This window comes from Nostoc sp. (assembly GCF_036917195.1).
Lineage (GTDB): Bacteria > Cyanobacteriota > Cyanobacteriia > Cyanobacteriales > Nostocaceae > Nostoc.
This window is the reverse complement of sequence record NZ_JBALDG010000051.1, coordinates 22,362-37,087: the sequence shown is the minus strand read 5'-3', so window position 1 is coordinate 37,087 and position 14,726 is coordinate 22,362. Positions and strand designations below refer to the sequence as shown.

Here is a 14,726-nt window from a genome sequence, read left to right as displayed (position 1 = left end):
TCTGTGATTTGCTTTTGCCATTATCTTAATTAGGTTTTCAGCTAGTATTTATGCTTATAAGCACCAATTATAACTAGTAAATTGTTCTTGCCTATGGAGATAAAAGCAGATATTTTTGTTTTAAACAACAGTAATAAAATAGTATTAATTACTACCTAAAATAAATAAACTTAATAATGTACCACTATTCCAGAGGCTGTGGAGGAGCATAGGAGCAAAGAGGTTGCGCGATCGCGTGTAGACTACCCCCAACACAATCCCCAATGCTGTCAATGGCAGAATTTCCGACAAGCTGAGATGAGCGATCGCAAACAACAAACTACTGATCAGAATCGATCCCCACACGGGTAAGTAACGAGTTAGAGAAGGTAACAAAAAGCCGCGAAATAGGATTTCTTCAAAAAATGGAGCTGCGATCGCTGCTGTGGAAAAAAATATACCAAGTGCTATACCATCTCGGCTTTCCAACGCCAGTTGCAACAGGGGATTACTACCACCCTGTCCTTGCCATAGCTGTTGATTGATTAAAGATACCACTACAACTATAGGTAAAGCCGCGCAATAGCCTCCCAGTCCCCACAAAAACCAGTTATCTTGAAAACGGAAGCGAAACCAAAATTCTGGTAGTGGAAAAAAGCGCTTGAGAGAAAAATACAGCACTAACAGCGCACCCGATGCTACTAGTAAGTAACTAATTAAAACAGAAAAAGCCTGAAGTCGCACATCAGTGATGGGACGCGGGATAGGGAGCAGCGATAGCACTAAAGGAACAAAAATTTGCCCCATGAAGAAAAAGCCGATGACAAAAACCTGCAAAACCGTTTCACCATCCCAAGGTGTTGACCAAAGGACATCAGCATTTTGAGCTAGTAACGAGGCTTTTCCTTTCAACAAGCGTTGAGCAAATAAGAAAATCAGCAGTATTAGACCAATTAAAGCTGCCAAGGTGGGAATAGTGCCAATAACCGCTAATTTCACCACTGCTTGAGCCGCAGATTCTTGTTGTGCAGCTTTAACTGCTGATAAAGCGTCTTGTCGTTGCTGGAGTTGATATAGCTGAACCAAAGCACTAGAGCGAAACCAACCTTCTAAATTCTTTTGAATTGGTTGTTCAGCATTTGGGAGTAGACGGGAAGGATTGCTCCACAGTCCACTCAATACAGCGGCGGTTTCCCCAAATTCTGGATTGATATTTGAGCGTTGTTCTAATTTGCTCCAAGTCTTAAGGGCTGTATCCGTCTGTCCTTGCTGTGCTTGTAAAATTCCTAGGCGCAGGTCTAATTCAGCCAGTAATTTTTGTAATTGCTTGAGGGACTGCTGTAACTGTTGCTGTCCCTGTTTAGAGGTTTTAGTAGTGGGAGGAACCTCAGGGATAGGTTTCGGAGGTATGGGAGTTATTTCAGGTTGAGAGCGTAATTGTGCAAGTTTGTTATTAACTTTGTCCAAATTAGCTTGAACTGATTGACGCGCCTCCTCATACTGGTTTGTGGCGCTTTCCAGGGGTTGCTCACCAAGTATCGCTTCCTGAATCGCCTGGAGATTGTCATGGTTGCTATCTTCTGCTCGCAAAGCTTGGGCTTGTAGAGCAATATTGGTTTGGTATAGTTCTAGGCGACTTTGGAACTGAGGTTCTTGCCAACTACCGAATAAAGCCGAAACTGCCAACAGAACTGCTATCGGCGTCAGCACAAAAATTAAAACCAACCGCTTGAGTGTCATTTATCCCCCTTTAACTAACCAGTGGAGAGCGCGTCCCCCTTGGGAATTATCGCAAGAAAAAGTCAGAGGTGGATAGATATCATCAATATTATGAATCTGCAATCGCACCCACCATGTTAAATTACAACCCATTGCACTGCTTACCCTCCGCCGAGGATCTGCCCGATTCTGACGATGAACCTGTGGATAATCAACTACAACATTTGATTCCTGGCTTGCTAGAAGCCATCTTAGCTTGGCTGTGGGCAACCCGCATGGATTGGTTTTTTGGGGTTGATATGGGAATATATTACGATCCTGAACTACCGCCGATTGTGCCCGATGGGTTTTTAAGTTTAGGAGTCGAGCGAGTTTTTGATGAGAACTTGCGCTTGAGTTATGTCTTGTGGGAAGAAAAGGTGATGCCAATTATGGCATTAGAAGTTGTTTCTCACAGACGACGTGGGGAATACACCAGCAAAAAGAAACTTTATGCTGAGATGGAGATTTTATATTATGTTGTCTACAATCCCCAACGCCGTAGAAAACCACCTTTAGAAGTTTATCGCTTTGTAAATGGTGAATATGTATTGCAGCCAGGAAATCTAGTTTGGTTATCAGAGATAGGTTTAGCAATTGGTTATGAACGGGGAACCTATCAGGGAATCACGCGGGATTGGTTGTATTGGTATGACAAACAAGGAGTCAGATATTTAACACCAGAAGAACGGGCTATTGCTGCGGAACAACGCGCTACCACTGCGGAACAACGCACTCAAAGGCTGGCACAAGAATTACGAAGGTTGGGGATAGATCCAGATTCTTTGAGTTGATTTTGTGGGGTGCGATCGCGTTTTAGTTGTGTTTTAGTGAAAGCGATGCGATCATCTGTACTATATGCTATTTTATACTTAGCTAATTTAACCATTTTTATTTGAGGAACTTACGTATGACCATTAGTATTTATGCCTTCTACAACAATAAAGGCGGTGTTGGGAAAACAACGCTTTGTTCTAACGCTGCAACACTTTATGCTGAAAAAAATCCAAAAACCCAAGTTTTAGTTATTGATATGTGTCCTCAAGCAAATATTTCTCAATTTTTACTTGGAGGAGGTAAAAAAGGATACCAAATCAATCAGAGGTTATAATCTTCAGCTACTAGAAAAAATATAGTTGGATTTATAGATTGGCTTTTAAAGGGAAACTCAAATTTCCGAAAACCTAATACTTCATATCAAGTTCCAGTGTACCGTTACAATCAAAATATCTCTGAAAATTTATATTTAATAGCTGGTGATTCTTTTTTAGAGTCTCTTTCATTAGCTTTAAACTATGCAGTCATTAATCCGGCAAATATAAAAGCATGGTCAGAATACATGACCGCTATAAAAAGGTTATGTGAATATGAGTATAATAGTGAAACTTATAAGGACATGGTTGTTTTTATAGATTGCAATCCCAGCTTTTCTATATATACACAAATGGCTCTAGTTTCTTCAGATAAAATTGTGGTTCCAATGATGGCAGATTTTAGCTCTCTTGAAGGGATAAAAAGTCTTTTCATGCTACTTTTTGGTAAATATCCTTCTGCCGCTTTAAAACAGTATGCTGATGGGATTATTACTTTTAATAATCAAGTAGAACACTTTCAACTTAAACTGCCAGTAATTTACGAGTTTGTTTTTAATAACTATACAATTAAGGATGGAGTTGCAACAGCATTTGATTCTATAAGAACAGAACTAATTGATTTTTGTTACGAGCAATTTAATAAATTTCCTTCATTATTTGCACCTTGTCAACACACCCCAACTTGTAGCAAAGAATGGGAAAACTATTATTTTTCAGGTATAAAAGATTTTCACACATCAGGTAAAGTATCATCCTCTCTTGGAATTCCTATGTCTATGCTTCCCAAACAATCTACATATAGAATGCCAGATGGCAGTGATATTAAACTTCCTACTAGTAACTATTCAAAAGCTTTAGAAGAGATAGAATTATTTGTGGGCAAGATACACTAAATTATTCATAAAAAAGGTTGTATTGACCACCCAATTATCCTAACTTATCCCGTACCCAAGCGCGAAATGATTTGAGCAAAGCAATTTCACCCATACTTTTACTCTGCTCAATAAATCTGCTTATCTTACTCACCGAAACTATAGGAAAGGCAATACTAAACTTACACTCAACATATTGCTCCTCTATCAAATGATAAAATTTCAAATTTTGCCCATCATATCTCCAAAGTTCAGTTACACCCAACGCTGAATAAATCCCCAATTTATTAACTGAACTGCTGGTAATGTCAATCTCAATTGCTAAGTCAGGCGGGGGATCTGTTTCTAAATTTAGCTTTACCTTACCTCTAACAGCGGGTTCGTTCTGGATATAATAACAAGTATCTGGTTCTATTCCTCGCTTTGCAATTCTTTGTTTCAATGTTGTTGAACCAGCACTTATAATTTCAATTCCTAATTCTTCAGCTAAGACTAGAATAAATCGGTCAAACTGAATTTTAGGATTTTCATGTTCAAAAAGGGGAGTCATGATTTCTAAAACACCGCAGTCATAAGCAAACCGAGAACCTCTATCTTCACCTGTATCTCTCAGCAAAGCTTCAAAGGTTTCCCAGCTAATGTTATATAGCACTGTTCTTTGTTCTGCCAGGGTTGATTTGACAAGCATATTACAATACTTATTCCGTAGTAAAGTCACTGTATAACACTTTAGTTGCTTCTGTAAAAAATCCAGATAATTAAATTGTGCCAACTATTAGCAAGATATGTTGCTGATATTTGGCACAATTAGTGTCTGAATATTTTGTAACTTTAAGCAAGGAAACCCGCAAAAAAGTCCAGAGTTTCTTTCAGTGCTTTGATGAAAACATCAATTTCCTCGCGGGTGTTGTAGAAAGATAGACTCGCTCGTGCGGTTGCAGCAAGACCTAAATAACGGTGTAATGGTTGAGTGCAATGATGTCCAGAACGGATGGCAACGCCTTCTTGATCTAATAATGTAGATAAGTCGTTAGCGTGGACTTCCCCAGCGATGAATGACGCAAGTGCAGCCCTACCTTCACCTTTAGCATTTGGTTTAGGGCCGTAAATTCTAATTTGGGGAATTTGCTCTAATTGTTGGAACAAATAAGCTGTTAATTCTGCTTCGTAGGCGTGGATTTTATCCATGCCGATACTGCTAAGATAATCTATCGCAGCCCCAAGTGCGATCGCTTCTCCAATTGCAGGTGTACCAGCTTCAAATTTATGTGGTAATTCTGCATAGGTGGAATGGTCTAAATATACCTCTGCAATCATCTCACCACCACCAAAAAATGGTGGCATTGATTCTAGCAATTCCAACCTGCCATACAAAAATCCTATCCCAGTTGGGGCGCACATTTTATGACCGGATGCTACCAACCAATCACAATCTATCTGCTGCACATCAACGGGGAAGTGAGGGACACTTTGGCAAGCATCAACTAAGAATTTAGCTCCGTATTTGTGAGCGATCGCACCAATTTCTTTCACTGGGTTAATACAACCCAAAGCATTGGAAATATGCACCACCGATACCAATTTGGTTTTATCGGAAATCAGCTTTTTAAACTGTTCCAAATCAAAAGTTTCTTCTGGTGTCAGTTCCACAAATTTCAGGACTGCACCCGTTTTTTGCGCCACCAATTGCCAAGGTACAATATTACTGTGGTGTTCCATCACCGAGAGAATAATCTCATCTCCCGGCTGCAAATTGTTCATTCCCCAGCTGTAGGCTACTAGGTTAATTGCCTCACTAGCGTTGCGGGTGTAGATGATTTCCTGACGCGATGCAGCATTGATGAATTTGGCAACTTTATCTCGCGCACCTTCATAAGCATCAGTAGCCTTAGCACTCAGGATATGAGCACCGCGATGTACGTTAGCATTATATTGCTCGTAATAATCCCGCAGGGTATCTAATACGAACAAAGGCTTTTGCGATGTCGCAGCATTATCGAGATAAACTAAAGGTTTTTCGTTGACTTCCTGATGCAAAATCGGGAAGTCAGCACGAACTTGATCAGCAAGGGTTTTGGTAGGAGTGAAAGTCATTGGTAGATTAGTCAAACAATTTGGGATTTGGGACTTCGCCTACGCTCAGTCGAACAATTTTAGATTTTAGATTAACTCCACAGAATTTTGGATTGAAAATTCAAAATCCAAAATTTAAAATCTCAAATTTTCTCAAGAGTCAGGCGATATGAACTTAAGATTATTAACTATGTTTAAAAGGATTTCTCGCAGAGAGGGAATCGGTATTTTATTGATGACTTCAGCAGCGAAGGCGTTAACTAACAACTTCCGAGCATCGTTTTCATCAATTCCCCGACTTTGCAGATAGAATATTTCATCATCTTCCAATTGGCTAACGGTAGCACCGTGAGCGCATTTGACATTATCAGCAGTAATTTCCAATTGGGGTTTGGTATCAACCCTGGCTTTCGATGATAGCAGCAAATTCCGATTCAACTGGGTTGCATTTGTCAACTGCGCTGGTTTGGGTACAAAAACTTTACCATTGAATACCGCATGAGCGCGATCGCCTACAATACATTTATGCAATTGCTCGCTTGTACCGTGAGGATAATTTAGGGCGATCGCACTGTGAGTATCAGACAACTGCTTACCAGAAATCATCGTTAACCCATTGAGAGTAGTTTCTGTCTGTTCACCAGTTTGCAAAATTTCTAAATTGTGCCGCGACAACTTCGCGCCTAAATTTATGGCATGACTTGTATATCGACTATTACGAGCTTGCGAGACAGATGTTTTACCAATATGAAAACCCTCTGCACTATCACCTTGGATTCGAGTATGGTTAACCTGGGCATTTTCCTCAATCCAGATTTCTGTAACTGCGTTAGTAAAGTGAACTACTTCCCCAAGTTCTATTTGATCTGGATCTTCTATGTCTGTTGGTTGATACAGATAATCTTCAATGAGCGTAACACTACTACCAGATTCAGCCACTACTAAAGAACGAGGTTGTGATAGTATCGGTGAATTACCAGGAATAGACAGGAATAGTAGATGAATTGGCGTTTCTACGACAACATTTTTTCCCACCCATACTACAGATGCATTTGTGAAAGCAGCAGTATTCAACGCAGTGAAGACTTCTTGCGTACCCTGTTCTTCGACTGAATAATAATTCTGTAGGCGAGAGCGATATTCTAAAGGAAATCCAGCTAAATCTTCCACCCATATACCTTCTGGCAAATCTGCAACAGATGACAGATCCGGCGAAAAAATTCCGTTGACAAACACCAACCTACTATCAACAGCTTCTGGTAAAGTCAGTCGTGTGATATCAAATTTTATAGACCAAAACTCTCGTGTCTCTACATTGAATTTTACTTGCCGTAGAGACGACAAATCAGTAAATCGCCATTCTTCCTCACGAGTAGTGGGGATAGTTGAGTGACGGACAAAATTAGCAGCGCGATCGCGCACTTGTTGTAACCAAGCAAATGTTTCCGGCTGAGGAACTTCCTCGAAAATCAATCCCTGAAATTGATTTAACAACTCACTCAGGTAAGGATCTCCATTTACCAAGGTGTTGGAAGCCTGATTTTGAGATACTTGAATACTCATTACACACCCACCTCAGCAGTTGCAAATTCTGCTAGCACCCAATCATAACCGCGAGACTCCAATTCCAGCGCTAGTTGCTTACCACCACTGGTGATAATCTGCCCCTGTGCCATCACATGCACAAAATCAGGCACTATATAATCAAGTAATCGCTGATAGTGAGTAATTAAAATTGTGGCATTTTCTGGACTAGCCAGTTGATTTACCCCATTCGCCACAATTCTGAGCGCGTCAATATCCAAACCCGAATCAGTCTCATCCAAAATTCCTAACTTTGGTTCCAGCAACGCCATTTGCAGAATTTCATTCCGCTTTTTCTCGCCACCAGAAAACCCTTCATTCAAACTCCGACTGAGAAAGCTGGGATTCATCTTCACCACATCCAGCTTTTCCTCAATCAAATCGTCAAAATCAAAAGCGTCTATTTCCTCTAAACCTTGCGCCTTGCGACGGGAATTGTACGCCACCCGCAAGAAATCCAAATTGCTCACACCTGGAATTTCTAATGGATACTGAAACGCCAAAAATACACCACTTCTGGCGCGTTCTTCCGGTTCCAATTCCAGTAGATTTTGCCCCTGAAAAATTACCTCACCGCCAGTCACCTCATAGGCTGGATGCCCAGCTAACACCTTAGAAAAGGTACTCTTTCCAGAACCATTCGGCCCCATAATCGCATGGATTTCACCCGATCGCACCTCAAGATTCACACCTTTAAGAATCGGTGTTCCATCAACATTAGCCGTCAGATTTCTTACTGACAGCACAACTTCACTATTTTCAATAATCATCTTCTCTCCCTTCTCTTTCTCTGCGCTCTCTGCGCCTCTGCGGTTCGTCATTTTTCCTAAAGATAAACACAGAACGCGGATGTATCTGTGTTTATCCTTGCTACCATTTATCCAACACTGCCTTCCAACTTCAAACTCAACAACTTATCAGCTTCCACCGCAAACTCCATCGGTAGCTGATTGAAAACATCCTTACAGAAGCCGCTAACCATCATTGAAATGGCATCTTCTGCTGAAATACCTCGTTGAGCAAAGTAGAACAGTTGATCTTCCCCAATCTTGGAAGTAGAAGCTTCATGCTCCACCTTCCCAGTATTATTTTGCACCTGAATATAAGGAAAAGTATTTGCATGGGCATTATCCCCAATCAGCATTGAGTCGCACTGAGAATAATTTCTCGCCCCTTTAGCCGTCGGGTTAACTTTCACCAAACCCCGGTAGCTATTACTAGAATTACCTGCGGAGATTCCTTTAGAAATAATTGTACTGCGAGTATTCTTACCTACGTGAATCATCTTTGTACCCGTATCGGCTTGCTGCATATTATTTGTCAGCGCCACTGAGTAGAATTCACCCACAGAGTTATCACCCACCAACACACAGCTGGGATATTTCCAAGTAATTGCCGAACCTGTTTCTACTTGAGTCCAGGAAATCTTGGAATTTACGCCCTGACACAAACCGCGCTTAGTGACGAAGTTGTAAATACCGCCTTTACCGTTGGCATCTCCAGCGTACCAGTTTTGCACGGTGGAGTATTTAATTTCGGCGTTATCGAGGGCAACAAGTTCTACAACAGCGGCGTGCAGCTGGTTGCTGTCATACATTGGTGCGGTGCAACCTTCAAGGTAAGAAACATAACTACCTTCTTCGGCGACAATCAAAGTCCGCTCAAATTGTCCCGTGTCACCAGAGTTGATGCGGAAGTAGGTAGACAGTTCCATTGGGCATTTCACGCCTTTAGGAATGTAGACAAAGGAACCATCGCTAAATACGGCAGCGTTCAAGGCGGCAAAGTAGTTGTCAGCTACAGGAACAACGCTACCCAGGTATTTTTTAATTAGTTCTGGGTGTTCTTGCAACGCTTCCGAAATCGAGCAGAAAATAACGCCGTCTTCCGCTAGCTTTTCTTTAAATGTAGTCGCAACAGAGACGCTATCGAAAATCGCATCGACAGCGACATTTGCCAGTCGTTTCTGTTCAGATAGGGAAATGCCTAATTTATCGAAGGTTTCTAAAAGGGTTGGATCAACTTCATCCAAGCTGTTTAGTTTTTCCTTCTTACGTTTTGGCGCTGAGTAGTAAATGATATCCTGATAATTGATTGGCGGATACTTGACATTTGGCCAAGTTGGTTCAGTCATTTTTTGCCACTGGCGATAAGCCTTGAGGCGAAAGTCCAGCATGAACTGCGGCTCGTTCTTTTTAGAGGAGATCAAGCGGATAACGTCCTCGTCTAGTCCACGCGGAATAGTGTCGGCCTCAATGTCTGTGACAAAGCCGTACTTGTAGGGTTGGTTGACTAAGGATTTGACAGTGGCACTCATCAGTAATAATCTCTCGTATTCAGAACTCTTTTAAGATGGGAGACGGGCTGTGGCTAACCAATTCCCATATTAGGTTACGGAATGGTTACACGGCTGCTAGAATATGGGTGGAGAGTAAAACAACATAGCTGTTGTTTAAGGTATCTTCATTTTACGCTAAATTAACAACAACAATGTTGTCAAAGTCAAATTTTCCAAGAAATTTTTGGGACGTTAGCTGAACGTCTGGCACCAGAAGATGGCGACTACCCACCAGTCCTCAACCAAGCAAGATATCCTAGAATATCTGCACAAACACTCACAAGCAACGGCTTTTGAGTTAGCTGAAGTTTTAGAAGTTACCCCTCAAGCGATTCGTCGTCATCTCAAAGATTTGGAGACGGAGGAGCTAGTTTTGTATTCGACATCAGTGCAGGCGGCGGGGATGGGGCGTCCGCAGCACCTTTATCAACTGAGTCGTCAGGGACGCGATCACTTGCATCGAACAATGAGCGATCACGTTGGTGATGGCCATGGTCATTTTGCGGTTTCGCTGCTAGACACCTTAGCCGAAACGATGGGAGACGACCAATTCAAATCGATTTTACAGAAACAGTGGGAGCGCAAAGCATTAGAATACCGCGATCGCGTCGGTAGCGGTTCACTGCGAGAACGTGTAGCTAACTTAGTAGAGTTGAGAAAAGCGGAAGGCTTCATGGCCGAGTATCACCCTGTTGATGTGAATGACTGCTTTGAAAGCGATCGCTTTATCTTAATGGAGCATAACTGCGCTATTTCCAACGTTGCCGAGTCTTTCCCCAGCATCTGTGGTCACGAATTAGAAATGTTTGCTGCCGTCTTACCTGATTGTACCGTAGAACGCACCCACTGGATTATCAACGGCGAACATCGTTGTGGCTATTTGGTGCAAGCTCGCCAGCAAAAGTCTCATGAATAAACTCGGTTTTACATCTATCTTCGGTAATGGATAATAGCTAAATAGCAACTACCCATTATCAATAATCTTATCAATAATCAATTAAGTTTGAGATAGCGTTTATGGACGTGTCACCACAGCAACCATCAGCACAATTTTTAACCCTGGAAGAGTCAGCAAAAGTAGACGCGGCTTTGTTGTCTTCTCCAGAAAAATTTTTAACAAGATTGACAATTTCATCACTTAAGCTTTTGAAGTATATTGCTCAAGAGTACGGCGTTGCTATTGAAGATTTGACAGCACAGCAACTAATTTCCTGGTTTGAAAAAGATGGCAAAATTCGACGTGAACAGGGAATTGAAGCTTCATATTTGAAATGGTGAACTGTAGTAGTAAAGTTTTCGTTTCATTGACTTTGAAAAAATAGCCATCCAGAATATCCCGTTAATAAAAAACATTTCTGTTGCTTAGAAGCGGAATATTAACAGATAAAATATATTGGTAGTTTTACTTATCTTAAGCTACTATTTACAAGTAATTTCATTATCTAAAAAATGATGAAATTCATGTATTATGTAGAAAAAATATATGAATTAAAGCCCGCAGTATTATAGATAGATATCCGATAAATTAGTAATATTTGGAAAAATGAACTAAAGATTTTTAAATATTTTTTGCGACTGCACTAAACTAATGCTGGTACAACAAAATAAATCCCCAACCTGGTGGGTGCTTGATGAGAAACGGAAGGCGAGTTTTTCTAGGTCATAGCATCGCTATATTTGGATTAGCGGAATTATCTCTAGTTAGTTGTAATTCTGTTGGGAATGACAATACCCTAATCATCACTAACAGTAGTGACCAATCTAAAAAAGAGGTGAAAACCTTGAAACTGGAAAGCAGTGCTTTTAACACTAACGCTACTTTTTTAAACTTTATGCCATAGATAAAAAGTTAGGCTTGGCAGCAGGTGCTAATAAAAGCCAAATTTTAGCAGCAATTGATAGTCATGTTTTAGCAACGGCAGAATTAATTGGACGCTACAAACGCTGGCCTTAAATAATAAGCAAAAAGCACCTTGAAAAAGGTGCTTTTAAAGTTGATAAAATTTTGTTTGTCAAACAATTCTTTAAGGATTGTAGTTAGTCCGGGGACTACGAGTTCCAGTTACAGCTCCAATCATTGAGGCTATTAAACCCAATAAAGAGCCAAATACAAACCACCACAATCCTGAACGTAAATTAGCTGCCGCTTCACGAGCTTGTTGGGCACTTATGTTTGCTTGTGGTATATTAACACCACCTTGCTGTTGTACCTGGTTTATGACTTCCCCAGCGTTGGAAGCAGCAACACCAAAAGCACCAGATACTCCACTTGCTAACAGCCATGAGCTAACTGCCAAAGTCGTTGCCCAAAGAATTGCGCCGTTAAGAAGAGCTGTATTGCGGTTCATCGGCCCACAAGCACGAGCTGTAACCCAACCACCAGTAAATAGGGAAATTAGTAAAGCGATAGTTGACCAAAGCCCCGCATTACCCGCAGCGTTAGAGGCAATTGATCTGGGTGCACCTGAACTTTCAACTGTGCCTGCCGCAACCGCACCAATTATAGCGCTCAAAATTAATTGGGTAGCTAAGGAAACCAACAGTCCAGAAATAATCGGCCCCCAGCGAACAAGATCATGATATTCACTTACTCGGCCTGCTACCATAGGCTCAGTAGGAATAGGGTCATTACCTGTTCGATTTACGTATGACATAGCTTATGTTCTCCAGTGCTGTTTCAGCAAAGTTGCTGCTCAGGTATATTCATGTTTGTACTTAAGATTAAATAGCTAAATCATCTTCTTTTATATCTATCAATAGAAATATTTAATAAGTCTGTCTTTAGTGAGAAAAAACAGACTTACTTGACAAATTTTAATAAAACTTAGGATTTATTTTTTATTATATATTAATTAATCGTTTTTTCAAGATTACCCATATAAAAGAAATAAAAACTTTAAATTACAATACAGTTATTAGCTGCTATAGTAACCTAGCTTTTATTTTATAGGAAATTCAACTTCATACAAAAGTTTGTAAACCTGATCAAAAGATACTAAAAAAACTAATTAGATAACCATTAAAATATTAACGCATCTTGACTGCGGTGCCTGTGGCAGTAATCAGTAATAGGACTCCTGACTGGTCAATATTGATTGTGCCAGTATCAATTTCAATCCCAATCACAGCATTTGCTCCTAAACGTTGTGCTCGTTGTTCTAATTCTTCTAATGCCTTGCGTTGACCCTGCTCAAATAAACGCTCATAGCTACCAGTGCGTCCACCAATAATATCTCGAATTCCAGCCAAAAAATCCCGCAAAAAATTGCTGCCGTAAACTACTTCTGCTGTCACAATGCCTAAATATGACTCAATAACGGCTCCTTGAATCACATCAGTGGTAGTTATTATCATAAATTAGCCTCCCAGATAGGATATAGGTTAATATTTTTTATTAAAATCCTCTAATCAGTGTAAATTTATTTACACTGATTAGCCTGTGTTGAGATAGGTTTGATAAACATACTCTCACACAATTTTAGACTGCGATCGCTTTCAGCAGGTACGAAGTGCCATTGCAACTGCGCTTTCACTTGTAGTATTGTCCTAAAAATGAATCAGGATTTGAATGAGCATTTTGCTTTTTGAATTTATCTTATCGTGTAATGACCAAAAAAGAATGTAGACAATCGATAGAGAACGACTATTCGCAAAGTGTGCAGTTTTGCTAAAGGTAGTATAAAGAAAGGAAAATTAGATACACAGTTAGCAAGTTGTTAAGTGAAATACTCAATAGGAATTAATATTCAATAATTTATCGGATTGGCGTATCACCTATTGGTTTTTGAAGATTTACACGTATAACTACTGATAAGAAAGAGTGTAATTTTGGTGTTGTCCTGAATTTATATGTAGGGTAACATCATTTCAGCATTTATACTTCGCATTTCATCTTTCAGTAAAAACTCTGTGATATAGCACTGATTATAGTGAATGAACTATGAATATCTTAATTCATACGAATAAATACAGTTTTCAAAAGTCCATATTTTTGTTTTAATGTACAAGAAAAAAAGTCCTCTAAAATTTCAGGAATTTTACTGTGTACAAGCCAACATCATTTGTGTTTAGTGTGGTGTTACTAGGATGTTTTGCCTTCAGCATACCTTCAGTAGCTCAGGCTCAGGTATTAGTGGCACAAGGCAAAAACCCACAATTAAAGCAACTACTAGAAGACGGACGGAGGTTAGTGGATGCCGGCGATTATGGTGGGGCGATCGCTGTTTATCAACAAGCAGCTAGCCTAGATCCCAAAAATGCTAAAATTCATTCAGGTATTGGCTACTTGTACGCTCAACAGGGAAATTACCAGGCGGCATTAACAGCTTATCGTCGGGCGATCGCCATCAACCCTAACAATAGTGATTTTTACTACGCTGTGGGTTACATCAAAGCGAATTTGGGCGACACGCGTGGGGCAAAGGAAGGCTACCGTCGTGCCATACAGCTGAACCGTAACAATGTTAACGCCTATTTAGGATTGGCTGTAACGCAATCTCGTATGGGAGACTATAGTGCCGCTACCTGGGCATACGAGCAAGCAATCGGCTTGGATAAGAACAATGCCCAGACTTATGAATTGATGGGTTCAATGTATAAACAGCGACGACAAGCTAAACAAGCGAACAGCTTGCTTCAGAAAGCCCGTGACTTGTACAAGCGGCGCAATGACTCAGAAGGTGTGAACAGGGTAGAAGCCATGCTACGACAGTTAGGAGGATGAGGTTAATCTAACTGGCGTCTTGTTAATTCCACAAAAATATCTTCCAGGTTAGAGGGACGCACGATCAATTCCGGTTTTATCGGGCTGTTCATTCAAGTAGACATTTGCTGCTTTCAGAGGATGGGAAAAACAAATATTCCCAGCGACAAGCGCCATCACTTCCCACTTCAGACACACCCAATTCCTTCATTACCAAACCTTCACTGTGAATTGATTAATCAGTAGTTGTCACTGCGGGTTGCTAATATGATGTAGCCTCCCGTGCAGTTCCATATTTTCAACTCAGATGATGTCGTTGTCAGTCT

The 14,726-nt window shown here is 40.6% G+C and carries 15 protein-coding genes and 1 pseudogene; 7 read left to right on the top strand and 9 right to left on the bottom strand.

Annotation, left to right across the window (positions count from 1 at the left end; translation table 11 throughout):
- Positions 1-144 precede the first annotated feature (144 nt).
- Positions 145-1,719 (bottom strand): type II CAAX endopeptidase family protein, encoded by a 1,575-nt coding sequence (locus tag V7K40_RS16070; protein WP_334961254.1) that lies wholly within the window; start codon positions 1,717-1,719, stop codon positions 145-147.
- Positions 1,720-1,832: 113 nt separating this feature from the next.
- Between V7K40_RS16070 and V7K40_RS16065 the strand changes: the two genes are divergently transcribed.
- The 3 genes from V7K40_RS16065 (at position 1,833) to V7K40_RS16055 (ending at position 3,724) form a co-directional block, all read left to right on the top strand.
- The gene (locus tag V7K40_RS16065; protein ID WP_334961418.1) at positions 1,833-2,531 is read left to right on the top strand and encodes a Uma2 family endonuclease; all 699 of its coding nucleotides are present in this window, start codon (positions 1,833-1,835) and stop codon (positions 2,529-2,531) included.
- Positions 2,532-2,647: 116 nt separating this feature from the next.
- Complete coding sequence (locus tag V7K40_RS16060) at positions 2,648-2,848, top strand: ParA family protein (RefSeq protein ID WP_334961252.1); 201 nt, start codon at positions 2,648-2,650, stop codon at positions 2,846-2,848.
- A 96-nt stretch (positions 2,849-2,944) separates the two neighbouring features.
- On the top strand, positions 2,945-3,724 hold the full coding sequence (locus tag V7K40_RS16055; RefSeq protein ID WP_334961250.1) for an AAA family ATPase: 780 nt from the start codon (positions 2,945-2,947) through the stop codon (positions 3,722-3,724).
- 34 nt (positions 3,725-3,758) lie between these two features.
- Here the strand turns inward: V7K40_RS16055 and V7K40_RS16050 are convergent, their stop codons facing one another.
- From V7K40_RS16050 to sufB, 5 genes are all read right to left on the bottom strand, one after another.
- On the bottom strand, positions 3,759-4,391 hold the full coding sequence (locus V7K40_RS16050) for a Uma2 family endonuclease (protein WP_334961248.1): 633 nt from the start codon (positions 4,389-4,391) through the stop codon (positions 3,759-3,761).
- 143 nt (positions 4,392-4,534) lie between these two features.
- Positions 4,535-5,797, bottom strand: coding sequence for a cysteine desulfurase (locus V7K40_RS16045; protein ID WP_334961246.1), 1,263 nt, complete (start codon positions 5,795-5,797; stop codon positions 4,535-4,537).
- A gap of 132 nt (positions 5,798-5,929) precedes the next feature.
- Positions 5,930-7,339 (bottom strand): Fe-S cluster assembly protein SufD, encoded by a 1,410-nt coding sequence (gene sufD / locus V7K40_RS16040; RefSeq protein ID WP_334961244.1) that lies wholly within the window; start codon positions 7,337-7,339, stop codon positions 5,930-5,932.
- Positions 7,339-8,130, bottom strand: a complete 792-nt coding sequence (gene sufC / locus V7K40_RS16035) for a Fe-S cluster assembly ATPase SufC (protein ID WP_334961416.1) — start codon at positions 8,128-8,130, stop codon at positions 7,339-7,341. Before sufC ends, sufD begins: the two co-directional genes overlap by 1 nt.
- Before the next feature lie 107 nt (positions 8,131-8,237).
- Complete coding sequence (gene sufB, locus V7K40_RS16030) at positions 8,238-9,677, bottom strand: Fe-S cluster assembly protein SufB (protein WP_334961242.1); 1,440 nt, start codon at positions 9,675-9,677, stop codon at positions 8,238-8,240.
- A gap of 238 nt (positions 9,678-9,915) precedes the next feature.
- On the opposite strand from sufB, the gene sufR reads away from it, so the two are divergent.
- From sufR to V7K40_RS16015, 3 genes are all read left to right on the top strand, one after another.
- The gene (sufR, locus tag V7K40_RS16025; protein ID WP_334961240.1) at positions 9,916-10,614 is read left to right on the top strand and encodes an iron-sulfur cluster biosynthesis transcriptional regulator SufR; all 699 of its coding nucleotides are present in this window, start codon (positions 9,916-9,918) and stop codon (positions 10,612-10,614) included.
- Positions 10,615-10,715: 101 nt separating this feature from the next.
- On the top strand, positions 10,716-10,976 hold the full coding sequence (locus V7K40_RS16020) for a hypothetical protein (RefSeq protein ID WP_334961238.1): 261 nt from the start codon (positions 10,716-10,718) through the stop codon (positions 10,974-10,976).
- Positions 10,977-11,553: 577 nt separating this feature from the next.
- Positions 11,554-11,652 (top strand): hypothetical protein, encoded by a 99-nt coding sequence (locus V7K40_RS16015; protein ID WP_334961236.1) that lies wholly within the window; start codon positions 11,554-11,556, stop codon positions 11,650-11,652.
- A 70-nt stretch (positions 11,653-11,722) separates the two neighbouring features.
- Here V7K40_RS16015 and V7K40_RS16010 read toward each other — a convergent pair whose 3' ends face one another.
- Both V7K40_RS16010 and V7K40_RS16005 read right to left on the bottom strand, forming a co-directional pair.
- Complete coding sequence (locus V7K40_RS16010) at positions 11,723-12,352, bottom strand: hypothetical protein (RefSeq protein ID WP_334961234.1); 630 nt, start codon at positions 12,350-12,352, stop codon at positions 11,723-11,725.
- 373 nt (positions 12,353-12,725) lie between these two features.
- On the bottom strand, positions 12,726-13,052 hold the full coding sequence (locus V7K40_RS16005; protein WP_109009512.1) for a YbjQ family protein: 327 nt from the start codon (positions 13,050-13,052) through the stop codon (positions 12,726-12,728).
- Between the two features lie 688 nt (positions 13,053-13,740).
- Between V7K40_RS16005 and V7K40_RS16000 the strand changes: the two genes are divergently transcribed.
- A complete protein-coding gene (locus V7K40_RS16000; RefSeq protein ID WP_334961232.1) occupies positions 13,741-14,421 on the top strand; it encodes a tetratricopeptide repeat protein in 681 nt (226 codons plus the stop codon).
- Positions 14,422-14,423: 2 nt separating this feature from the next.
- Here the strand turns inward: V7K40_RS16000 and V7K40_RS15995 are convergent.
- Positions 14,424-14,566: pseudogene (locus V7K40_RS15995) on the bottom strand (ABC transporter ATP-binding protein); the annotation flags it as partial.
- Between the last annotated feature and the right edge of the window lie 160 nt (positions 14,567-14,726).

What these genes read in the sequence shown, in the direction of transcription:
- V7K40_RS16070 (WP_334961254.1), bottom strand. Translation starts at nt 1,719, where the DNA reads ATGACACTCAAGCGGTTGGTTTTAATTTTTGTGCTGACGCCGATAGCA.
- sufD (WP_334961244.1), bottom strand. Translation starts at nt 7,339, where the DNA reads ATGAGTATTCAAGTATCTCAAAATCAGGCTTCCAACACCTTGGTAAAT.
- sufR (WP_334961240.1), top strand. Translation starts at nt 9,916, where the DNA reads ATGGCGACTACCCACCAGTCCTCAACCAAGCAAGATATCCTAGAATAT.
- sufC (WP_334961416.1), bottom strand. Translation starts at nt 8,130, where the DNA reads ATGATTATTGAAAATAGTGAAGTTGTGCTGTCAGTAAGAAATCTGACG.
- V7K40_RS16065 (WP_334961418.1), top strand. Translation starts at nt 1,833, where the DNA reads ATGTTAAATTACAACCCATTGCACTGCTTACCCTCCGCCGAGGATCTG.
- sufB (WP_334961242.1), bottom strand. Translation starts at nt 9,677, where the DNA reads ATGAGTGCCACTGTCAAATCCTTAGTCAACCAACCCTACAAGTACGGC.
- V7K40_RS16005 (WP_109009512.1), bottom strand. Translation starts at nt 13,052, where the DNA reads ATGATAATAACTACCACTGATGTGATTCAAGGAGCCGTTATTGAGTCA.
- V7K40_RS16010 (WP_334961234.1), bottom strand. Translation starts at nt 12,352, where the DNA reads ATGTCATACGTAAATCGAACAGGTAATGACCCTATTCCTACTGAGCCT.
- V7K40_RS16020 (WP_334961238.1), top strand. Translation starts at nt 10,716, where the DNA reads ATGGACGTGTCACCACAGCAACCATCAGCACAATTTTTAACCCTGGAA.
- V7K40_RS16050 (WP_334961248.1), bottom strand. Translation starts at nt 4,391, where the DNA reads ATGCTTGTCAAATCAACCCTGGCAGAACAAAGAACAGTGCTATATAAC.
- V7K40_RS16060 (WP_334961252.1), top strand. Translation starts at nt 2,648, where the DNA reads ATGACCATTAGTATTTATGCCTTCTACAACAATAAAGGCGGTGTTGGG.
- V7K40_RS16045 (WP_334961246.1), bottom strand. Translation starts at nt 5,797, where the DNA reads ATGACTTTCACTCCTACCAAAACCCTTGCTGATCAAGTTCGTGCTGAC.